This window comes from Streptosporangium amethystogenes subsp. fukuiense (assembly GCF_042665875.1).
Lineage (GTDB): Bacteria > Actinomycetota > Actinomycetes > Streptosporangiales > Streptosporangiaceae > Streptosporangium > Streptosporangium fukuiense.
On the sequence record NZ_JBHTEE010000001.1, the window covers coordinates 2941441 to 2962783 of the forward strand.

Here is a 21343-nt window from a genome sequence, read left to right on the forward strand (position 1 = left end):
GGCGTGCCGCAGCGCGCCCCGCAACGTTCCGGCGTGGCGGGCGTACCCGGCTGACAGGTCACCGCCGGACGGCGAAAACCAGCTGCTAGTCAACGTGTCTCCTTCGTAAGTAACGTTTCGAACAGGTGCGGGTTTTCCAGCACCAGGCGAAGCGACAGGTAACGGGTTTCCAGCAGCGCGTACAGCGCCCGCACGGCCCCGCAGTCAGGTAGTTCCCTGGCCCGCACCGCACCCCGCAACCTCAGAAGGTGCGGCAGCCACTGCTCCACGGTTTTCAGGTCGGCGCTGTCACGGCCCAGCCACGTTTGGAACCGGTCGGCGTGCATGACTTCCCACACCGCGACATCCCGCCACGCCCCGTCGCGTCCTTCGACAGTGACCAGGTGCGGCAGCCGGCACAGCCGGGCCCGCGGCAGCGGCGGCCTCACCGGGCTCGTCACACACGCCCCCCGCAGCCCCCGTAACCGCCGCACCTCGTACAGGTGTTCGCCGAACGCCAGCGCCAGGCCCGCCCCGGCCAGGGCAACCCCGGCGGGGACGACCGTTACCGCGTCGATCCAGGAGCGGCGGGCGACGGTAAGCGCGATCCTCACCGCGGCGGCCGGGTCGTGTTCCTCGTACCAGACGCGGCGGCGGCGGGCGTTGCTGGTCACCACTCCCGGGTTGAACATCGTCCCCGCGTCGGCGACGGTGAAGTACCGCTCCCCCTGTCCGGTGACCGGCCGCGTCACCGGACGGCTTTCGGACCGAACCGGGCGTAGTACCGTTCCAGCAGCCCGCACGATTCCAGAACCCGGTTCGACGCGGCCACGTTATGGCCCGGTGCGAACCCGTGGCCGGGGGCGGCGAGAGTGGCGGCGCCCACGAGGAGACTCGCGAGGATCACATCGGAGTAGCTGTTCGGCAGCGACTCGGCGTGGTGGAAGTTCACCGGGTACCCGTCGCCGACGATCGTCACCCGCGCCCCTGATCGCAGCCGCAACCCCAGACCCAGCAGCCCGTCGTCGCTGACGTGCACGGCTTCGCCGGCGAGCTCGGCGACCGCGAACTCCCGGTCCCGTGACGTGGTCGACACCAGGTGGCAGTCGCCGCGGATGGCGGCGGCGTGTTCGCCCCGCAGACACGTACGGCCGGTGCTGCCGACGACCAGCACCGGCCGGTGCTCCGACAGCAGCGCGCTCAGGCAGCGGCCGGTGACGAATCCCCGCTCGTGGGCGGCGACGAGCCGCACCAACTGCTGGTCGTGCACCGCCACCCGCATCCGCCGGGACCGCAGTACCTCCGCGACCTGCTCGCCGATGCGGCCCCACCCCACCACCAGGGCGGGCTGCCCTTCGAGTTTCTCCTCTGGCAGCAGCCGCAGCACGTTACGGATCGCCGCGTCCGCCACCCCGTACGACTCCACCGTTGCTTTCATCGTCGACTCGGCGACGGAGAACACCGGCAACGGCAACCGCCCCTGCCACGGTTCCAGCTTCGTGATGCCGGACATGGTTTGCTCGACCAGGCCGACGAAGTCCGGCAGCAGGCCGGGCCGGTCGGCCAGCAGCACCGGCAGGGTGTACCCGCCGTCGTCGACCAGCAGCCCTTTCCGGCCGAGCTGGGCGGCCCGGCAGGCGTGGTCGTCCAACGCGTCCGCGGCCCGCTCCCACGGCCACACCGTGACGCCCTGCCGGGTCAGGTGGGTGTCAACCCGGGCGGTGTGCCGGTACGGGTACCCCTTGTCGAGCACGGTGATGGCTTGCGCCGGCACCCCCATCGCCCGCACCGCTTCGACGAGCACCAGGAAGTCCGTCATGTGGTGCACGGTCAACACCGGCGCCACCTGCGACAGACAGCCCGGCGGCGCGAACAGCGGAAGCTCCCCTGTCAGCGGCATCTGCGCGCGCAGCACCCCCATTTCGGTGGCGGTGAACGGTACCCGCCGCACCGCGCCGAGAATCGCTTTCATCTCCTCAAGCGACCAGCCGGTGGTTTCCTCCAGCACCATTGTCACGACGAGCGTGCCCGCGCTGAACGCTTTACTCTGGGCGGGCACGTCGGCCAGTAACCGGACCACGCCGCCGGGCCGTGCCCGTACCCGTGTGTCGAACGCGTCGCCGGTCACGTCGACCACGTCGACGAGTTTCGCGACCGCTTCGATCACCGCCGCGAACGCTTCCGGCAGGTCCGTCGGCTCACCCCGGAAGTCAAGGGACGCGACCCGTCCCGGCGGGATCACCCGAACCACCCGGTTCCGGTACCCGCCACCCGCATGAAGATCATCACCGAGAGCTCCTTATTCGAAGCGTGGGGAGAAGGGGACGGCCATCACTGGCCCCTCCCGTCGCACCTCGCGCTCTGCTGGTCACGTTCTGATGTCAGCCAAGCCGGTACCAGCAGCCCGGGCCAGGGCAACGACGTAATCTCGCTGTCATCTCCTGCACCCTCCTGGACAAGAAGGGGTTCCGCGTGGGCGGCGACCGGAACCTGTTCCACCACCCGCTGACGTACCTGCGGCACCAGCGTGGCTGGACCCTCGCCGACGTCGCCGAACTCGTACGGCGACGGTCCGGCCTGAACATGGCCACCCACCGGCAGAAGATCCACCGGTGGGAGCGCGGCACCGTGCCGGAGCTCGACGCGCAGTTCGCGATCGCCGAGGAAGTCGGCGTCGACCCGAACACCGTGCTCGCTTTGCCGTGGCCGTCATGGCTGCTGACCGTCCACGGCACCGAACCACTGCACGAGGCGTGGACGGCCAGCACAGCGAAACTCACCCTCACCGGCTGCCTGGACGCCAGCACCGACCGGCGGGCGTTCCCCCTCATCGCAGGCGACGACGCCGCCCGGCTGGCCAGCGCGTGGGCGGCCGTGCCCGCGCAGAAAATCAGCCACGCCGCCAACGGCGGCACCGTCGACACCGACGTCACCAACTGGGTCGAATGCCGAACCCGCCAGCTGTGGCACCTCGACGACCTGGTCGGCGGCGACTACTGCCTGAACCTCGCCCAAGCCGACCTGCAACTCGTGGCCCGGCTGCTCCACCGCGGCCGCTACCGGGCCCCGGTCGAACAGCGCCTGCTCGGCTTGGCCGGTGAGCTGCTGCGCTTCGCCGGCTGGTGCGCGTTCGACTCCGGCCGCCAGGCCGCCGCCGACCGCTACTGGCATGCGGGGCTGCGCACCTCCGCCACCGGAGGCGACACCCTGACCGGCGCGTACATTCTGTCGCTCATGGCGATGCAGCACACCTACGCCGGCGACGGCCGCGCCGCCCTCAACCTGCTGCACACCGCCCGGCAACGCATCGGCGCCGGAGCTTCCCGCACTGTGCACGCCATGCTCGACGCGTGGCAGGTCCGCGCCCACGCCGCCGTCGGCGAACAGCGGCAAGCCATCGAAACCCTGTTCCGCGCCGACGACCATTGGGGGCGCCGCACCCCCGACGACGACCCGCCGTGGATTTACTGGATGCGGCAGCCGTCCCACACGATCGAGGTCGGGTTGGGGTTCGTGCGGCTCGGCCGGTCCGACATCGCGGTGCGGCTGCTGGAGCAGGGCATCGCCGACCGCGGCGGCGACTACACCCGCGACGCGGTGCTCGGCCTGGCCGCTGTCGCCGCCGCTGAACTCGACCAGGGCGACCTGGGCAGTGCCCTCGACACGGCGCGCCGCGCCGCCGACCTGCTGCCCGGCGTCGAGTCCAGCCGGGCCGCCGACCAGCTCCGAGCCTTCGCCGGGCGACTCCCCGACGGGGAACCCACGGCGAAAGAGTTCCGCACCTATCTGGAGTCGCTGCCCGCCTGAAAACCGGGGCACCACCAGCCTGGGGCGCGTTTGGGAGGCTCTGAACGCGCCGATGCCCCCCGCGCGCTCACCCCGTCCAGCCCCAACCGGCGAACACGTCAGGCCCCCACAGGAGGGCTTGGACAAGGGAAACCCGACCCTGGTTCCGCGTGACCACGCGGAACCAGGGTCGGGCGGAAACGCAGTGCGGTCAGGCGGTGGGAGAGCCTACCCGCAACACGTATGCGATCTTGTCGGCTGCCGTTTCGATGTCAGCGGCGGCGGCGAGACGCTCCAGTTCGTCGGCACTGCTTTCGCCAGCCAGCCGGTCGCCCTGCCACCACCAGTACCAGGCCAGGGCGGGCGCCCCGCTCTCAGGCTGCGGAACATCCTTGTCCCGCACGAGAACAACCATCTGCGACAGGCCTGAGAAAAGCAGCCGAGCGCGGACCAGGTCGCCGGGGTCGCCTTCGCTGCTGTACTCAGGCGGGTGCGAGAAGTTCAGGATGGCGTTCCCGGTCTGCTTGACAGTCAGGCCACGCCGCATGGCGGCTTCGACGAGCTGTCCGATCAGCTCCGCAGGACTAGGGCGTACCTGCGAGGCATCAGCGTGATGCAACTGTGGGGATGTCATATGTGTCGGCTTTCGTACAGTGACAGGTCAGGACCGTGGGGTCCCGCGGTCAACGCCGCCCCCTTCTTCCTCGACGGCGCCCGCCCCGAACAGCGAGGGCGTGATATGGACCACATTCCGACCGTAAGTCGCTCACCACTGTGTGTCACTGACAGTTTGTTTCCGCGATCACCGTAACTAGCAGTGGCTGTTATCTTCGCTGGTCAGTACGGCAATCCAATGGCGTCGGCGAGGTTACGCATCTCCGGGGTCAGTGTGCGTTTCGCCGCGAACATGTGGCTCAGGATGTCGCGGCCGTACCGCTGCGCGGCCAACCACTCCGGCGCCACCTCCGCCAGCCGCTGCAGAACGGCGAGCGATTCAGCGTGCCTCCTCGTCACCGTCAGCGCGTGGGCGACGTCGAGCTGGTGCCGCAACCGGCTGACCGAGGTGGCGTACCGCGGCTGGGAGGAAATACGTTCGGCGATTCTCAGAACCCGGTCGGGCTGGTCCAACACCGCCGCGTTCTCCGCGTCGATCATGCCGACTGTTGTCGGCCCGAACGTCCGCGCCGTGCTCGTGTCCGACAGCACCTCGTAGCCGATCCGGACGGCCGCCGCCCGCGCCAGCTTGAGCGCGTCCTCCGCCTCGCCGGGGCGGTTGTCCCTGATGGCCGCGTTGGACACGCTGATCAGCAGGCGCCCCCACATGGTCAGCTCAGCTGTGGTCGCTTTCGAAAACCTCGGTTCCATGTCGTCGGCCCACTTCGTCGCGAGGGTGCGCGCCTGGTCGAGCTGCCCCTGCCGCAGGTGCAGCCACACACGGGTGTTGACGGCGGCGGCCGCGTCGAGCCGGTCCTCCGCGATGTCGATCGCCCGGTCCAGGGTGGGTTCGGCCATGGCGAACTGGCGGGTTTGAGTGAGCACCCATCCGGCCGTGTTCAGCAGCTGAGACCGCAGTGCCCGGCCCTCACCGTCGAATGTTTCGACGTCGCGCAGCAGCACCGGCAGCGCCGCCGCCAGCTCGCTGTAGCGGTTCCCGGCCAGCGGTGCCTTCAACGCCTCTATGCCGCCGCGCACGCTGTCGATGGTCGGCTCCTCGCCGGGCGGACCGGCCAGGCCGATCAATGCCTGGTAGGTCGGCGCCCACAACGTCTGGTCAGGTTCGACCTCGTGTTCGGTGTCGCCTCGGCCGCCCATCAGGTACGTGGTGGACACCTGCAGCGCGGCCGCGAGTTTACGGACCGTGCTCAGCCGCACGTCGCGGTGGATGCCCTGCTCCAGTTTCGACACCCAACTTTCCGATATCCCCGACAACCGGGCGAGCTGCTTCTGGCTGAGCCCGCGCCGCTTACGGACGCTGAACACCCGTGCCGCCAGCTCGTTTACCGCGCTACTTTCGGGCATAGCCTCGCCCCTTCCCCTGGTGACGTAGACACTCCCAGGCTAAGCATGCGGGACCCACTTATCGGCGAGGATGCGCGGGTACTTTCCCCCTCTCTGCCAGACTGGTGTCCGCAGCAGCTTCTGCGCCGGCTCGTAGGGCTCGAACTGGTCCAGGTCCGCCTGGCAACGGCTGTCCTGATTGCGCCGCAGTACAGAGCGGGCTTCCTCCCATTCCGTTGCGGAAGGCTCAGACAGCGTGGTCATGATCACCTTAGAGCAGGCGCGGCGACGCGGGGGAGCACGTTCTCGCCGAACCAGTACGCCTCCTCCAGGTGGGGGTAGCCGGACAGGACGAACTCCTCGATGCCGAGCGAGGCGTACTCCTCGATCCGCTCGGCGACCTGGGAGTGGCTGCCGACCAGCGCGGTGCCGGCACCGCCCCGCACGAGGCCGACCCCGGCCCAGAGGTTCGGATGGATCTCCAGGTCGCGGGCGGTGCCCCCGGTGAAGCCCTCGTGCAGCTCCAGCATGCGCCGCTGGCCGACCGACTCGCTACGGCCGAGCAGCTTTCTGGCCGAAACGATGTCGGCCGGGTCGATGGCGGCCAGCAATCGCTCGGCCTCCGCCCAGGCGTCGCGCTCGCTGTCGCGGGTGATCACGTGCAGCCGGATGCCGAAGCGGAGCTTACGGCCCCGCTCCTCCGCCAGCTCCCGGATCCACTCGATCTTCTCCGCCACCTGCCCGGGGGGCTCGCCCCAGGTGAGGTAGACGTCCACGTGCCTGGCCGCGACCGGTCCGGCGGCCCGCGAGGAGCCGCCGAAGTAGATCTCCGGGACGGGGTCGGGCGTCTCGGCGACCGTCGCGCCCTCGACGCGGTAGTGACCGCCGTCGAAGTCGTAGGGAGTACCGCTCCAGGCGCCGCGCACGACCGACAGGAACTCGTCGGTGCGCGCGTAGCGCTCGTCCTTGGACAGGTGGTCGCCGAACCTGGCCTGCTCGGCGCTCTCCCCGCCGGTCACCACGTTGAGCAGCAGCCTGCCGCGCGAGAGCCGCTGGTAGGTGGCGGCCATCTGCGCGGCCAGCGTCGGTGACATGAAGCCCGGCCGGAAGGCGACGAGGAACTTCAGCCGCTCGGTCTCACGGGTCAGCGCGGCGGTGACCAGCCAGGCGTCCTCGCACCAGGTGCCGGTCGGGGTCAGCACCGCCTCGAAGCCGAGTTGCTCGGCGGAGCGGGCGACCTGCGCCAGGTACTCGATGTCCGGCGGGCGGAACGTGGCCGCCTCGGAGCGGCCGTGCCCCCTGCCGAGGCCGTGGCCGCCCCCGGTGAGGACCCGGCTGTCACCGGCGGTGGGCAGGAACCAGTGGAACTTCATCGGATGCCTCCAGGCGTGGGTCCCCCGGGCACGGACCTCGGGGCGGGCGTCACGAGGGGTCGTCCAGGGTGGCGTCGAACCGGGTGTCGACGAAGTCCGCGAACGTGACGGGGACGGGGATGAGCTTGGCCTCGCTGAAGGCGTCGGCGACGAGCTGCTCGCGGTCGACGACGTCACCGGCGAGCCTGAGGTCCTGGTACGAGCTGCGCTTGATCGCCGCGCCGACGACGGCCTGGTCCAGCCCGGTGAGCTCGGAGAAGACCTTGGACCACTCGTCCGGGTGCTCGTTGGCCCACTGATGTGCCCTGCGGACGCGCGCCACCCAGTCGCCCAGCGCGGCGGTGCGTGCCGGGTCGGCGAGGGCCTCCTTCCCGGCGATCTGGAACTCGAAGCCGTTGGCGTAACCCTCGCCGTCGACCAGGATGCGCGCCTTGGTCTGCGACTCGGCCTGGGCGGTGTAGGGATCCCAGATGGCCCAGGCGTCGATCCTGCCGGAGGAGAGCGCGGCCAGGGCGTCCGGCGGCTGGAGGTACTGGGGTTGGATGTCGGCGAAACTCAATCCCTCCTTCTTCAGCACGGCCAGCAGGTGGAAGTTGGCGGAGCTGCCCTTGGCCACCGCGACGCGCTTGCCGCGCAGGTCCGCCGGGGACCTGACGGGCGAGTCGGCGGGGACGACGACCGCCTGGCCGCCGAGACCCTTCTCGGCGACCGCGACAACGGAGATCTTCGCCCCTGCGGCGGCCGCGAAGACCGGCGGCGCGTTGCCGACCGCGCCGAAGTCCACCGAACCGGCGTTGATGGCCTCCAGGATCGGTGGCCCCGAGGTGAACTGTGACCAGGTGACCTTGTACTTGACGTCGTCGAGCTGGCCGGCCGCGGTCAGCAGCGCCTGCAGGCCCGTGCCCTTCTGGTCGCCGACGCGGAGCGTCACCTGGGACAGGTCGACCGAACCGTCGGCGCGGACACCCTGTCCTTCCCCGGCTCCGCACGCGGTGGTGAGGAACAGGAGCAGAGCCACGGCGATACGACGTTTCATGCGGTTTCCTCCGGGGTGACGCCCAGCCTGTCGAGCAGGGTGGAGCGCAGTGCGATGAGCTCGGGGTGGTCGCGGTGGCGGGGGCGGGGCAGCTCGATCCCGGACTCGTGGGCGATGGCGCCCCCGTCGAGCACCAGGACACGGTCGGCCAGCAGCACGGCCTCGTCCACATCGTGGGTGACGAGCAGGATGCCGGGGCGGTGCCGGGCCCACAGGTCGAGCACGAGCCGGTGGATGGTGATGCGGGTCAGCGCGTCCAGGGCGCTGAACGGCTCGTCGAGCAGGAGCAGGCCGGGCTCGCGGACCAGCGCCCTGGCCAGGGAGGCCCGCTGGGCCTCGCCGCCGGACAGGGTGAGCGGCCAGGCGTCGCGCAGGGCGCCGAGACCGACCTCCTCCAACGCGGCCAGCGCGGCGGCGCGCGGGTCGGGGGCGCGCAGCCCGAGTGCGACGTTGGCCAGGACCCGCTTCCACGGTACGAGCCGGGGCTCCTGGAAGGCCACGGCGGCGGTGCCGCCGACCTCGACCTCGCCCTCGGCGCCGGGGTCGAGTCCCGCGAGCACCCGCAGCAGCGTGGACTTGCCCGAGCCGCTCCGGCCGAGCAGGGCGACGAACTCGCCACGGCCGATCTCCAGGTCGACCCCGTCGAGAACCCGGCGTTCCCCGAAGTCCCGGGTGAGTCCCCTGACCGCGGCCACCGGAGCCGCCGCACGGAGCGGGATCACCGTGCGCGGCGGGGTCAACGTGACAGGAAGCTCTGTCGCCATGACAGGGCCCTCCTCTCCAGCAGGCGCACCAGCGCGTCGGTCAGCAGCCCGAGGATCGCGTAGACGATCAGACCGACGACGATCACGTCGGTGCGCAGGAACTCCCGGGCATCGTTGATCATGTGTCCCAGGCCGGCGTCCGCGTTGATCTGCTCGGCCACGATCAGCGCCAGCCAGGCCACGCCCAGGCTCTGCCGCAGGCCGACGAGGGTCTGGGCCAGCGCGCCCGGCAGGACGATGTGGGTGACGGTCTCCGTGCGGCTCAGCCGCAGCACCCGGGCCACCTCGGCGAGCCTGCCGTCGACGCCGCGGATTCCGGAGAAGGTGTTGAGGTAGAGCGGGAAGGCCACGCCGAGGGCGACCAGCGCCACTTTGGGCGTCTCGCCGATCCCGAACCAGAGGATGAAGAGCGGGATCAGGCCGAACAGCGGGAGCGCCCGCAGCATCTGCAGCGGCGGGTCGACGGCGTTCTCGCCGATGCGGCTGAGCCCCGCCACGAGGGCCAGGCCGATCCCGGCGACCGCGCCGAGAGTGAAGCCGATCGCCGCCCGCTGGAGCGAGACGGCGATCGCCTCGGGCAGGACACCCTCCTCGACGAGCCCGGCGGCGGCGGTGAGGACCTTGACGGGCGAGGCGAGGAGTTGTTCCGGGAGAAGTCCGACGGCGCCGGCGACCTGCCAGACGACGACGATGACCAGGGGGCTGACAAGGCGCTGCCAGACGGCGGCGGAGGGCAGGGGCACACGTGACCGCGTTCGCGCGGCCCGCTGTGGCACCCCCACGTCGACGACAGGAGCGGGCACGGAAGACCTCACTGAGGCTGGGGGCGGGTTCCCGCTCATCGTCGGCCAAATAACCCACAAAGTCAATCGGTAATACCGGTTATCCTCGACATTACTCGACAAAGCCCGAGTTGGTAGGTTCTCCTGGCAAGAGAATCAGGCAAACACACGCAAGGAGCTGGCACGGTGGAGGTCGAGCAGACGGCACTGCCAGGTATAGGGCTGCGGCACGAGTTCACGACGCGCTCAGGCAGGCGAATAGGAATCGTCTCTCACCGCACGGGCCGTCGCGACCTGGTGCTGTACGACCCTGATGATCCCGACCGCGCATGCGAGACCATAAAACTGAACGACGAGGAGGCCGACGCGCTCGCCGAACTGCTCGGCGCCCCGCGCATCGTGCAGCGCCTCAACGCCCTGCACAGCGAGGTCGAGGGACTCGTCAGCCTGCAGCTGCCGATCACGCCCGGCTCGCCGTACGCCGGCCGGCCGATGGGTGACGCGCGCGTCCGCACCCGTACCGGCGCCTCCATCGTGGCCGTGGTTCGCGAGGGTCAGGTGTTCGCCAGCCCCGCCCCCGATTTCGGGTTGCTCGGAAACGACGTGGTGGTCGTGGTGGGCAGCCCGGAGAGCACATCCGCCGTCTCTGACATCCTGTCCGGCGGGTAGGAAACCTGGTGCATACGGCAATTCTTTTCCTTGAGCTCGGTGCTGTCCTTCTCGGGCTCGGCATCCTCGGCGCGCTCGCCCTCAAAGTCGGTATCTCGCCCATTCCCCTGTACCTCATCGCCGGACTGGCCTTCGGCACCGGCGGCATCCTGCCCCTGGCCACCAGCGAGGAGTTCACCTCCGTAGGCGCCGAACTCGGCGTCATCCTGCTGCTGCTCACCCTCGGTCTGGAGTACAACGCCTCCGAGCTGGTGACCAGCCTGAAGGGCAACGCCCGCGCGGGCGTGGTCGACCTGGTGCTCAACGCCGCACCGGGCGCGATCACCGCACTGCTGCTGGGCTGGGGTCCGGTGGCCGCCATCGCCATGGCCGGCGTCACCTACGCCACCTCCTCCGGGATCACCGCCAAGGTCCTGTCCGACCTGGGGTGGATCGGTAACCGCGAGACACCGGTGGTGCTGTCGCTGCTGGTCTTCGAGGACCTGACGATGGCCGTCTACCTGCCGATCCTCACCGCGGTGCTGGCCGGGCTGAGCTTCGCCAGCGGTGCGATCGCCGTGGCGATCGCGTTGGGCACGGTCAGCGTCGTACTGCTGGTCGCGCTCCGCTACGGCAGGTTCATCGAGGCGTTCGTCTCCAGCCCCAACTCCGAGGTACTGCTGCTGAAGGTGATCGGGCTCGCGCTGCTGGTCGCCGGAGTGGCCCAGCAGCTCCAGGTCTCGGCCGCGGTCGGCGCCTTCCTGGTCGGCATCGCCCTCTCCGGCGAGCTGGCCGAGGACGCGCAGGAACTGCTCACCCCGATCCGCGACCTGTTCGCCGCGGTGTTCTTCGTCTTCTTCGGCCTTCAGACCGATCCGACCAAGATACTCCCGGTCGCCGGACTGGCGGTGCTCCTCGCCGTGATCAGCATGATCACGAAACTGCTCACCGGTGCCTACGCCGCCCATCGGGCGGGCATCGCCAGAGCCGGACAGGCCCGGGCCGGAATCGCGCTCATCCCCCGAGGCGAGTTCAACATCGTGATCGCCGGTCTCGCGGTGGCCGCCGGAGTCCACCCCGACCTGGGGCCGCTGGCCGCCGCCTACGTCCTCATCCTCGCCGCGTTCGGCCCGCTGGCCGCCCGGCTGATGCAGCCCTTCATCACCGCCATCGCCAAACGCGCCTGACCTGCCCGACCTGGTACGTGGGCCCGGCCGCGACGACGGACGCGGCCGGGCCCACGCACCCGGCAGCCCGCCCCCACCTGTTCCGGGGCACGGACGGCGAGTGGCCGCCACCGGGGGTGTCCCCTCTCAGGCGACGGGCCTCGACCACTCCTCGGCGAGCAGCTCGTAGGAGCGGACCCGGTCGGCGTGATCGTGGGTGATGGTGGTGACGAGCAACTCGTGGGCGCCGGTGACGTCGCGCAGGACGCGCAACCGCTCGGCGACGGTGCCCGGGGAGCCGACGAACTGGGTGTCCAGCCGGTCGGCGACCAGCGCACGGTCCTCCTTCGTCCACTCGTGGGCCGCGGCCTCGGCCGGTGTCGGGAACGGGATCGCTCCGGCACCGCTGCGGATGCTGCGGACCCAGAGCCCGTACGGGGAGGCGAGCTCGCGGGCCCTCTCGTCGTCCTCGGCCACCACGACGTCCGCCGAGACGATCAGATGGGGTTCCGCCAGGGTCTCCGAGGGCTTGAACGCCTCCCGGTACGCCTCCGCGGCCTCCAGCACGCCGGACGGGCTGACGTGGTAGTTCGCCGCGAACGGCAGCCCCCGCTCCCCCGCCACCTGCGCGCTCTGCCCGCCGCTGCTGCCCAGGATCCACAGCCGCAGGTCCGCGCCCTCGCCGGGCACCGCGTGCGCGGCCACCCCCTCCGGGGAGCGGTAGGTGCCGGCGATCAGCGCCGCGATGTCGTCCACCTGGTCGGCGAAGTCGGGGCTTTCCGCGCCGGGCTGCTGGAGCAGCGAGCCGTACAGGGAGAGCAGCGGCGACCTCGCGAGCGCGGTGAAGGAGAAGGGTTCGGGGATGAGCAGGCCGTCCACGACCCTGGCGGGCCTCGGCGCGGGCGGGGCCTTCCTCGCCGGCTCGGCGAACTCGGCCTTGCGCCGGCCCGACCGGCCCAGGCCGAGGTCGACCCGGCCCGGGTGGAGCGCGTCGATGAGGCCGAACTGCTCGACCACCGACAGCGCGGTCTGGTGCCCGAGCTGTACGGCTCCCGAGCCGACCCTGATCGTGCTGGTCGCGGCGGCCACCAGGGCGGCGAGCACGGCCGGGGCTGCGCTGGCGACGCCGGACGCGAAGTGGTGCTCGGCCACCCAGTAGCGGAGGTAGCCGAACTCCTCGACCCGCCTGGCCAGGTCCAGGGTGTTGCGCAGCGCGTCGCCCGGCGTGCCGCCGGACGGGACCGGGGCCAGGTCGAGGACCGACAGGGCGGTCATGAGCGCCTCCCGTCCCGCGCGCCCTCGTGCCGGGGGAACGGTCTGCTGGGGATCTCCGCGCGCAGCACCGGGGCGATGTCGCTCTGGAAGAGTTCCAGTGCCGTCCGGTGCTGCTTGTCGGTGAGGCCGTCCGCGTCCGCGTGCAGGTGCATGACCTCGTGCCCGAGCCGCTGGTGGTAGCGGTGCACCTTGTCGATGATCTGCTGCGGGCTGCCGACCAGGATCGAGCTGCGCTCGATCGCGTCCTCCAGGGTGTGGAAGACCGGGTCCACCCCGACCTTCCTGAACAGCTCCAGCCTGGCATTGAAGATCGGCCGATAGGTCTCGATCGCGTCCTGGGAGTTCCTGGCCGCGTAGTACCCGGCGGTGCCCGCGCCCACCAGGGCGTCGGCGGGGTCGTGGCCGTGGAACTCCCAGCGTTCCCGGTAGTAACGGATCAGCTCGGCGTACGGCTCGACCGGGTTGCTGACGTTGGCGGAGAACAGCGGGTCTCCGTACTGGGCGGCGAGGTCCACCGACTCCTTGCTGGTGGCACTGCCGTGCCAGACGCGGATGGGCCGCTGCAGCGGGCGCGGCCAGGTCTCGGCGTCGGTCAGGGACGGCCTGAACCTACCGGACCAGGTCACCCTGTCCTCCCGCCACAGGCGGCGGAAGAGCTCGTAGCCCTCCCGGTTGCGCTCCCACTGGTCCTCGCCGGTCACCTGGAAGAGCTGGGCCTGCGCGGCCCCGTTGCCCTTGCCGATGATGAGCTCCAGGCGGCCGTCGGAGAGGTGGTCGAGGGTGGCGTAGTCCTCGTAGGCCCGTACCGGATCCAGCAGGCTCAGCGTGGTGACCGCGGTGAACAGTTTGATCGTCGACGTCTTCGCCGCGATGTGGCTGAGCACGACCGGCGGGGAGGAGGAGATGAACGGGCGCTCGTGCCGCTCCCCGACGCCGAAGCCGTCAAACCCGAGTTCCTCGGCCAGCACGGCGTTCTCGACCACCTCGCGCAGGCGCGCGTTGGTCGACTTGAGCTCCCCGGTGACGGGGTTGGGGCCGTGGACGATGAGGGTGATGGCGAGGAATTTCAACGGTGCCCCTCCAGCCCCAGGTGGCCGCGTAGCGTGGTGGTCTCGTACTCGGCGCGGAGGACTCCGCGCTCCTGCAGCAGCGGGACGACCTTGTCGACGAAGTCGTCCAGGCCCCCGGGGGTGAGGTGCGGCACCAGGATGAAACCGTCGGAGGCGTCGCTCTGCACGAACTCGTTGATCTCCTCGGCGACGCGCGAGGGCGAGCCGATGAAGGACTGCCTACCGGTCACCTCGATGATCAGGTCGCGGATGCCGAGCCGTTTGGACTCCGCCAGGGCCCGCCACTCCGCCGCGGTTTTGAGCGGGTCCCTGGACATCCTGGTCCGGCCCTTGATGATCGAGTCTTCCGAGACGTCCGGGTCGATCTCGGGAAGCGGGCCCTCTGGGTCGTAGGCCGACAGGTCGCGGTTCCACAGCTGTTCGAGCAGCAGGATCGCGGTCTGCGGGCTGACCTGCTGGCGGCGGATGTGGTCGGCGTTCTCCTGGGCCTCGGCGTCGGTGTCACCGAGCGCGAACGTGACACCGGGGAGGATCTTCAGCGAGTCGGGGGACCTGCCGTGCGCGGCCAGCCTCGACTTGATGTCGCGGTAGAAGGCCTGCCCCTCTTCGAGCCTGCTGTGCCGGGAGAAGACGGCGTCGGCGGTGGCCGCCGCGAAGGCCCTGCCGCCCTCGGAGTCTCCGGCCTGGATGGTCAGCGGGCGGCCCTGCGGGCTGCGCGGCACGGTGAAGTGGCCGCCGATGTCGAAGTGGGTGCCCCGGTGGGCGAACCTCCCCGCCTCCCGTCTGGCGAACGTGGCCGTCGCCGGGTCCGCGACGAGGTCGTCGGCGGCCCAGGAGTCCCAGAGCTCGCGGACCGTCCGGACGAACTCCTCGGCCCGCTCGTAGCGTTGCGAGTGCTCCAGGAAGCCGCCCCTGCGGAAGTTCTCCCCGGTGAACGCGTCGGAGGAGGTGACGACGTTCCACCCGGCCCGGCCACCGGACAGGTGGTCGAGGGTGGCGAGCTTGCGGGCGAGCTCGTACGGCTCGTTGAAGGTGGCGTTGACGGTCCCGGCCAGGCCCAGGTGGTCGGTGACCGCGGCCAGCCCGGAGAGCACGGTGAGCGAGTCGGGGCGGCCGACCACGTCGAGGTCGTGGATCCTGCCGCGCTGCTCGCGCAGCCGCTGCCCGTCTGCCAGGAAGAAGAAGTCGAACCTGCCGCGCTCGGCGGTCCGCGCCAGGTGGGCGAAGGAGGCGAAGTCGATCTGGCTGCCCGAGGCCGGATCGCTCCAGACCGTGTGGTTGTTCACGCCCGGGAAGTGGGCGGCGAGGATGACCTGCTTCATCGTCGGCTCCCTGCGTAGCGGCTGGCGGGTCGGGGCAGGTGGAGGTGGCCGCGGAGCGTGCCGGCCTGGTACGCGTGGCGGAAGGCGCCGCGGCCGCGCAGCTCGGGCACCAGGCCGCGGGTGATCGCGGTCAGGTCGGTCGGCAGCACGGCGGGCCGGAGCCGGAACCCTTGCAGCCCGGCCGCGCGCCATTCCAGGAGCAGGTCGGCGAGCTCTCCCGGGGTACCCGTGAAGATCGCGGCGTCGGAGGTGTAGGTGGCGCCGTCGATCTCGTCGAGCCGTGCCTTGCGTTCGCGGGCGCCCTTGGCGTCGTCATCGAGGAGGACGACCAGGTCCGCGAATATCCTCAGCTCCTCCGCGGCCGGATCGCGCACCTGCCCGGAGATCTCCCGTACCTCGCGTACGACGGCCCGCGCCTGCTCACTGTCGTGTGGCGTGACGTAGACGACGTCGGCGCCGCGCGCGGCGAACTCGTACGGGAGCCGGGAGTGGGCCAGCGCGGTGACCAGCGGCTGCCCCTGGGGCGGCCTCGGCACGATGGAGGGCCCCTTGACCGTGAAGCCCGCCCCCTCGAAGTCGACGTAGTGGAGCCGGTCCCGGTCGACGAACCGGCCGGTGGCCACGTCGCGGATGACCGCGTCGTCCTCCCAGCTGTCCCAGAGGCGCCGCACGGCCTCGACGGCGTCGGCGGCGTCGGCGAACAGCTCCCGCACGACGCCCGCCTTGTCGAGGTCGGCGAGGTTCTCGGGGCGGAGCTCGGGAACCTCGCGGCGGCCGAAGTGGGCCGCCTCGGTGCGGCGCCCGGAGATCTGGGCGCGCCACCCGGCCCGCCCGGTGCTGACGTGGTCGAGGGTGGCGATGGAGCTCGCGACGTGGAAGGGCTCGGTGTGCGTGGTGGTCACCGTGGGCACCAGCCCGATCCGGCTGGTCAGGGGGGCGATCCTGGAGGCCACCAGGACGGCGTCGAGCCGGCCGCGTACCTGGTCGGCACGGCCGTCGTGGCCGTCCAGAAGAGTGGTCTGCAGGGCGAGGGAGTCCTCGATGGTGACGAAGTCGAGCAGGCCGTGCTCGGCTTCGGCCACCAGTCCGGCCCAATAGGCGGCGGTGAACAGGGCTTTCGGGGAGGCGGCGGGATCACGCCAGGCCGCGGGGTGCCATCCGGCGCCGTCGAGAGCGACGGCGAGATGCAGGGGAACTGCCGACATATAACGACAGTAACATTAAAACCCGTAATCTCTACATGTTTAGTTGGTTATATCGCCGGAGATCGACCGGCGGGTCCCGAGGCACGCTTCCGGGAGCGGGTCCCGGGGAGTCTCCATGGTGTGGACCTTCGCGGAACGCCTCCTTCCAGAGGTCGTCTTCCTGTCGCCGACGCCGGGATCTGGTAGGCATTTGTCTTGTGACGCGTTTGCTGACGGTCCTCGCGACCGCCCTCCCCCTCCTGGCGGCCACCACTCCGGCCTCGGCCACCGCCCCCGGCAAGCCACATGTCCCGGCCGGGGTGACCGCCGGTTACGTGGTCTTCGACCGGCAGAGCGCGAAGGTGACCGAGTACCGCAACGCGCACCGGAGGTTCCGGTCGGCGTCGGTGGTGAAGATCCTCATCGCGATCGACCGTCTGGAGTCGCGCAGCGGCGTCTCCAAGGAGGACCTGGCACTGCTCAAGGTCATGCTGCGGGTCAGCGACGACGACGCCGCGACCTCCTTCTGGAGCAGGGGCGGCCAGGGAAGGATCATCCAGCGGATGGCGCGCAAGCTACAACTCACCGACACCACTCCCCCACCGGCCGACAAACCGGGATTCTGGGGCTATACCTCGCTCAGCGCGATGGATGTCGTCAAGACCTACCGCTACCTGCTCGACCGGGCCGACCCCAAGGTCAGCGGTCTGATCCTGGGCCACCTGCGCAGGGCCGGGCAGTGCGGCTCCGACGGCTTCGACCAGTACTTCGGCATCCCCCGTGGGGTGCGCGGGCCGTGGGCGGTCAAGCAGGGCTGGTCGGGATACGGCTCCACGCCCCCGGTCCGCTGCCGCCCGGCGACCTCTCCCGCCGCCCGCACCGCCTCCGCCGCCTTCACCTCCGCCTCTCCGGCTCCGGCGGCCCTGGGCGCCACCGCACCGAGCGGGGGCACCACGGCGGCACCCGCCGGAGCCGGTCCCGTACCCGACCTGGGCCGTCCCGTACTGCACAGCACCGGCCTCGTCGGCCCCGGGGAGCGCTGGATCATGGTCCTGCTGACCGCCCACCCGGCCGGGGCCACCTGGCAGCGCTCCACCGGCCAGACGACGAGGCTGGCCCGGGAGGTTCATCTCAGCGGGACCTCCTGACCACCGGCTCCCCGAAGTGGGCGGCCACGACCCGTTTGGGCGCGACCATCCGCCAGGCGTCCTCGACCAGCTCGCGCAGCTCGGTCGCGTCGATCGCCGCGAGCCGGACCCGCACCCAGTTGTAGCGCTCGTCGGAGGGCCGGGGCATGTGGAACGTCTCCGGCGCGGACGCGATCAGCGCGGCCCGCTCCTCCTTGGGGAAGGCGAATCCCATCGAGGTCTCGTCGGGCGAGATCGCTACGTAGACGATCCGGCCCACCCGGAACGTCACCCGGTCCCTGACGACCCTCTCCTCGGTCCTGGGCAACGCCATGGCGACGCGGCGCACGTCGTCGGCCGTGATCATCGTGACGACTCGTCGAGGGAGGCGATGACCCGGCGCAGGGTCCACCGCAGGTCGAGGGCCTCCGAGGGCGCGAGCCCGGCGGCCTGCTTCAGCAGCGCGGGCATGAGCGTCCGCGCCTCCTCGACGGCGAAGGTCCCATCCACCCCCGCACGCTAGCGCGTCCCCGCCCGGAGCGCGAAGGGGACCAGGAATGGCGCACCGCGAGCAGGCACACCGGATCATCGACGACGGGAGCTGACAATGTTCGCGAGGTTCACCCCGAGGCCCGGCGGACCACGGTCCGGGCCGGGCTGCCCGCACTCGACCTCGGCTTCCTGCACCGGTCGGCCTGAGCGCTCCCGGACGCCCGGGCCCGAACAGGGCCGGTCCGGGGCGACCTCGGGCAGGCTCGCCCCGGACGCCCCGGACGCCCCGGACAGCCCGGGTCACGGCTCAGGTTCCGTGCGGCGGGGCCGTGGAGCGGCGGACGATCAGCTCGATGGGACCGTCGAGAACCTCCTCGACGCTCTCCTCCGGCTTGAGGCTGCCGAGCAGGGCCACCCCTCTCCTGCCAAGCTCCGCCAGAGGCATCCGGACCGTGGTGAGCGGCGGTGCCAGGTAGCTGGCGAGGTCCAGGTCGTGCACGGCGACCATGGAGATCTGGCGGGGGATCTCCAGACCCGCCGCCCGTACGGCTTCCATGGCGCCGATGGCGGAGGCGACGTTGGCCACGAAGACCGCGGTGGGAGGGTCGGGGGCGGCGAGCAGTTCGGCCATCGCCGCGGCACCGCCGGCGGGAGTGTAGTCGGCGGCGACGACCTGCCCCTCCGGCAGGCCCGCGGCACTCATCGCCATGGAATATCCCGCCCGGCGCCGCAGCGCCGTGTCGGCGCCGTCGGGCCCGGCGAGATGGGCGACACGACGATGGCCGAGCCCCACCAGATGCTCGACCGCGAGCCTGGCCGCCCGCTCGTCGTCCAGGACCACGTAGCGCTTGACCGAGGGGCTCCTGCGGTTGAGCATGATCCATGGCACGGTCGCCCGATCCAGCTGCTCGATCAGGCCGGACTCGCCCTCGGCGCCCGCCAGCAGCAGGCCGTCGATCCTGCCCTGCCCGAGCAGGTCCATGTAGCCGCCGAGCCCCGCCCCCGCGGCGCTGCCGGTGACGAGCACGTAGCTCAGCGCCGCCGCGGCGGCCTCGGCCCCCTTGATGATCTCCGCGTAGACGGGGTTGGCGAAGTCGGGGATGAACAGGCCGAACATGTGGGCGCGGGCCGTGCGCAGACTCCGGGCCGCCACGTTCGGCCGGTATCCCAGCGCGGCGACCGCGGCGAGGACGCGCTCCCTGGTCTCCGGCCGGATGTTGAGCGACGGGTCGTTGTTCACGACCCGCGAGACCACCGCACGGTCGACCCTCGCCTCCGCCGCGACGTGGGCCAGGGTCACCCGGACGGGTTTCCCCCCGCCCCTCACTCCGGGTTTCACGCCGCCGTCCGTCCCGGACCTCACCGTGCCTCCCCCACCGGCTCCGGCCCGGCCCGCAGGCGCCTGCTCTCCCCGGTCTCCATGGAGCGGTAGAGGGCGTCCAGCAGGGCGAGGGTGCCCAGGTTGTCGGCACCGGCCGTCTCCGGCTCACCACCTTCCGCGATCGCGGCGAGCAGCGACCCCATGGGCCCGGCGACCGCGTCCGGCAGCCAGCGGGTGGTCACCGGGTACGGCAGCCAGCCGTCGGTCGGTACCGTGCGGCTGTTGACCAGCAGTGTGTCGGGACGGCCGTGCGGGTAGTCGTAGAGGAGCCCGAGGGTTCCCTTGATCGCCCCCTCGGTGCCGTCGATTCGGAACGCGGCCTCGTGGTCGCCGGTCCGGTTCTCGTGCGTCACGTGGACCAGGGCCCGCACGTCGCCGGGGTAGACCAGGGTGCTCATAGTGCGAGTCTCCCCCTTGGGGAGCTGACCCGCCGTACGGCTGCCGGTGCAGAACACGGTCACCGGGTCGCCGAGAATGGAGCGGATGGCGTCCAGGTAGTGGATCGAGTGATAGACGATCTCCAGGCGGTCCGTGGAGACGAGCCACTCCCAGCCGCTCCAGTCGGTGGCTATGTTCACGGTGAACGTCATCGTGGTCGGTTCACCGACCCATCCGGCCCTGACCATGGCCCGCGCGGCGGCGATTCCCTCGTCAAAGCGGAGCTGCTGGTTGACCGCGATCTTCAACCCGCGCGCGGCGGCCAGGTCGACGAGTTGCCTTCCGGTGGCGACGTCGGGAGCGAAGGGCTTCTGGCAGAGCACGTGCCTGCCGCTCTCCAGAACCGCCCGCGCGATGCCGGGCTGCGCCTCGGGTGCGACGGCGATGTCCACCACGGCGATCCGCTCGTCGGAGAGCAACTCCCGCAGGGAGCCGTACACCGTCGTGACGCCATGCCGGGCGGCCACCTCACGGGCCCGTTCCCCGTCGAGGTCGTACAGGCCGGTCACCTCCAGGCCGGCGGCGCGGTAGGCGGGCAGGTGGGCGACGTCGACGATGGCGCCCGCCCCGACGACCGCGATCGGGAGCCGGTGTCCCGCCGGGATGGTCAGGTCGGCGGCGGCCGCGATCGGAGTGAGCAGGTCCAGCACGGTCAGGCCTCGATCCGGTAGAAGCGCGCGGCCGTATCTCCGAGTACGGCCGCGCGGTCGTTCTCGTCAAGGCCCGCGAGCAGCACGCCCGTCTCCCGCCACACCTTGGCGTAGTCTCCGGCGAGGACGGCCACCGGCCAGTCACTGCCGAACATCAGCCGGTCGGGGCCGAACACCTCGATCGCGTGGTCGACGTAGGGGCGGAGGTCCTCGGCGGTCCAGGTCTCGGCGTCGGCGGCGGTGTTGAGACCGGACACCTTGGCGTACACATCGGGATGCTCGGCGGCTCGGGCGATCAGCGACGCCCATGGCTCCCAGCCCTTCTCCCTGATCGGCGGCTTGGCCAGGTGATCGATGACCAGCCGCAGCCCGGGGACACGCTCGGCGAGGACCGGCACGTGCTCCAGGTGCCTGGGCAGCACCGCGACCACGTCGAACGGCAGCCCCGCCGCCGCGAGGAGGCCCAGCCCCTCGACCACCGAGTCCTGGATCACCCAGTCGGGGTCGGGATCGTCGTGGATGAGATGCCTGACCCCGGCGAACCTCGGGTGCCGTCCATAGCGCTCCAGCGCCTCGGCGGCCTCCTCCGGCCGGTTCAGCGGAACCCAGCCCACCACCGCGGCGATGAAGTCGTGGGCGTCCGCCTGCGCCAGCATCGCGTCGGTGTCGGCGTAGGTGTCGGCGGCCTGGACCAGCACGGTCCGCTCCACACCTGCGGCGGCGAGCTGCCCGAGGAGCTCTTCGGGGGCGAAGGTGCGGTGGATCGGCCCCGCCTCCGGCGTCAACCAGGAGTAGGAACCCGTCTCCAGGTTCCAGAAGTGCTGGTGGGCATCGATGACGGCCATCCACCGCTCCTTTTCGATCAATCGTTT

The 21343-nt window shown here is 70.9% G+C and carries 21 protein-coding genes; 4 read left to right on the plus strand and 17 right to left on the minus strand.

Annotated elements, in window-relative coordinates:
- Window positions 1-89 precede the first annotated feature (89 nt).
- Window positions 90-731: a hypothetical protein gene (locus ACFQVD_RS12775; protein WP_343961055.1), complete on the minus strand. Its 642-nt coding sequence runs from the start codon at window positions 729-731 to the stop codon at window positions 90-92.
- Entirely contained in the window at window positions 728-2230 is a 1503-nt protein-coding gene (locus ACFQVD_RS12780; RefSeq protein WP_343961053.1) for a hypothetical protein, read from the minus strand. Before ACFQVD_RS12780 ends, ACFQVD_RS12775 begins: the two co-directional genes overlap by 4 nt.
- 221 nt (window positions 2231-2451) lie before the next feature.
- On the opposite strand from ACFQVD_RS12780, the gene ACFQVD_RS12785 reads away from it, so the two are divergent.
- Window positions 2452-3786, plus strand: coding sequence for a helix-turn-helix domain-containing protein (locus tag ACFQVD_RS12785; RefSeq protein ID WP_386271165.1), 1335 nt, complete (start codon window positions 2452-2454; stop codon window positions 3784-3786).
- 190 nt (window positions 3787-3976) lie between these two features.
- Here ACFQVD_RS12785 and ACFQVD_RS12790 read toward each other — a convergent pair whose 3' ends face one another.
- The 6 genes from ACFQVD_RS12790 to ACFQVD_RS12815 form a co-directional block, all read right to left on the minus strand.
- A complete protein-coding gene (locus ACFQVD_RS12790) occupies window positions 3977-4399 on the minus strand; it encodes a hypothetical protein (protein ID WP_343961048.1) in 423 nt (140 codons plus the stop codon).
- A 203-nt stretch (window positions 4400-4602) separates the two neighbouring features.
- Window positions 4603-5784 (minus strand): helix-turn-helix domain-containing protein, encoded by a 1182-nt coding sequence (locus tag ACFQVD_RS12795; protein WP_343961046.1) that lies wholly within the window; start codon window positions 5782-5784, stop codon window positions 4603-4605.
- A gap of 245 nt (window positions 5785-6029) precedes the next feature.
- Window positions 6030-7136 carry an LLM class flavin-dependent oxidoreductase gene (locus tag ACFQVD_RS12800; protein WP_343961044.1) on the minus strand — a complete coding sequence of 369 codons (1107 nt, stop codon included), beginning with the start codon at window positions 7134-7136 and terminating at the stop codon, window positions 6030-6032.
- A 49-nt stretch (window positions 7137-7185) separates the two neighbouring features.
- A complete protein-coding gene (locus ACFQVD_RS12805) occupies window positions 7186-8172 on the minus strand; it encodes an ABC transporter substrate-binding protein (RefSeq protein WP_343961041.1) in 987 nt (328 codons plus the stop codon).
- Window positions 8169-8936 (minus strand): ABC transporter ATP-binding protein, encoded by a 768-nt coding sequence (locus tag ACFQVD_RS12810; protein ID WP_343961039.1) that lies wholly within the window; start codon window positions 8934-8936, stop codon window positions 8169-8171. The genes ACFQVD_RS12805 and ACFQVD_RS12810 overlap by 4 nt, the downstream gene beginning before the upstream one ends.
- Entirely contained in the window at window positions 8909-9739 is an 831-nt protein-coding gene (locus ACFQVD_RS12815; protein WP_343961037.1) for an ABC transporter permease, read from the minus strand. Before ACFQVD_RS12815 ends, ACFQVD_RS12810 begins: the two co-directional genes overlap by 28 nt.
- Window positions 9740-9904: 165 nt before the next feature.
- Here ACFQVD_RS12815 and ACFQVD_RS12820 point away from each other — a divergent pair, with 165 nt between their 5' ends.
- A complete protein-coding gene (locus ACFQVD_RS12820; protein WP_326639330.1) occupies window positions 9905-10387 on the plus strand; it encodes a cation:proton antiporter regulatory subunit in 483 nt (160 codons plus the stop codon).
- Between the two features lie 8 nt (window positions 10388-10395).
- Window positions 10396-11553, plus strand: coding sequence for a cation:proton antiporter (locus ACFQVD_RS12825; protein ID WP_343961031.1), 1158 nt, complete (start codon window positions 10396-10398; stop codon window positions 11551-11553).
- A gap of 126 nt (window positions 11554-11679) precedes the next feature.
- On the opposite strand, the gene ACFQVD_RS12830 is transcribed toward ACFQVD_RS12825, so the two are convergent.
- From ACFQVD_RS12830 to ACFQVD_RS12845, 4 genes are read right to left on the minus strand one after another with little or no spacing between them, the layout of a single operon-like run.
- The gene (locus ACFQVD_RS12830; protein WP_343961029.1) at window positions 11680-12807 is read right to left on the minus strand and encodes an LLM class flavin-dependent oxidoreductase; all 1128 of its coding nucleotides are present in this window, start codon (window positions 12805-12807) and stop codon (window positions 11680-11682) included.
- Complete coding sequence (locus tag ACFQVD_RS12835) at window positions 12804-13877, minus strand: LLM class flavin-dependent oxidoreductase (protein WP_343961027.1); 1074 nt, start codon at window positions 13875-13877, stop codon at window positions 12804-12806. The genes ACFQVD_RS12830 and ACFQVD_RS12835 overlap by 4 nt, the downstream gene beginning before the upstream one ends.
- Window positions 13874-15199 carry an NtaA/DmoA family FMN-dependent monooxygenase gene (locus tag ACFQVD_RS12840; protein WP_343961025.1) on the minus strand — a complete coding sequence of 442 codons (1326 nt, stop codon included), beginning with the start codon at window positions 15197-15199 and terminating at the stop codon, window positions 13874-13876. Before ACFQVD_RS12840 ends, ACFQVD_RS12835 begins: the two co-directional genes overlap by 4 nt.
- Window positions 15196-16404: an LLM class flavin-dependent oxidoreductase gene (locus tag ACFQVD_RS12845; RefSeq protein WP_386271171.1), complete on the minus strand. Its 1209-nt coding sequence runs from the start codon at window positions 16402-16404 to the stop codon at window positions 15196-15198. The genes ACFQVD_RS12840 and ACFQVD_RS12845 overlap by 4 nt, the downstream gene beginning before the upstream one ends.
- Window positions 16405-16601: 197 nt before the next feature.
- Between ACFQVD_RS12845 and ACFQVD_RS12850 the strand changes: the two genes are divergently transcribed.
- Window positions 16602-17531, plus strand: a complete 930-nt coding sequence (locus ACFQVD_RS12850; protein ID WP_343961021.1) for a hypothetical protein — start codon at window positions 16602-16604, stop codon at window positions 17529-17531.
- On the opposite strand, the gene ACFQVD_RS12855 is transcribed toward ACFQVD_RS12850, so the two are convergent.
- The 5 genes from ACFQVD_RS12855 to ACFQVD_RS12875 form a co-directional block, all read right to left on the minus strand.
- Window positions 17515-17877, minus strand: a complete 363-nt coding sequence (locus tag ACFQVD_RS12855) for an MmcQ/YjbR family DNA-binding protein (RefSeq protein WP_343961018.1) — start codon at window positions 17875-17877, stop codon at window positions 17515-17517. The genes ACFQVD_RS12850 and ACFQVD_RS12855 overlap by 17 nt on opposite strands.
- A complete protein-coding gene (locus tag ACFQVD_RS12860) occupies window positions 17874-18020 on the minus strand; it encodes a hypothetical protein (protein WP_343961016.1) in 147 nt (48 codons plus the stop codon). The genes ACFQVD_RS12855 and ACFQVD_RS12860 overlap by 4 nt, the downstream gene beginning before the upstream one ends.
- 289 nt (window positions 18021-18309) lie before the next feature.
- Entirely contained in the window at window positions 18310-19341 is a 1032-nt protein-coding gene (locus ACFQVD_RS12865; RefSeq protein WP_343961014.1) for a LacI family DNA-binding transcriptional regulator, read from the minus strand.
- A 20-nt stretch (window positions 19342-19361) separates the two neighbouring features.
- Window positions 19362-20471, minus strand: coding sequence for a Gfo/Idh/MocA family protein (locus tag ACFQVD_RS12870; RefSeq protein WP_343961012.1), 1110 nt, complete (start codon window positions 20469-20471; stop codon window positions 19362-19364).
- A 2-nt stretch (window positions 20472-20473) separates the two neighbouring features.
- Window positions 20474-21316, minus strand: coding sequence for an amidohydrolase family protein (locus ACFQVD_RS12875; RefSeq protein WP_343961010.1), 843 nt, complete (start codon window positions 21314-21316; stop codon window positions 20474-20476).
- Window positions 21317-21343: the final 27 nt, after the last annotated feature.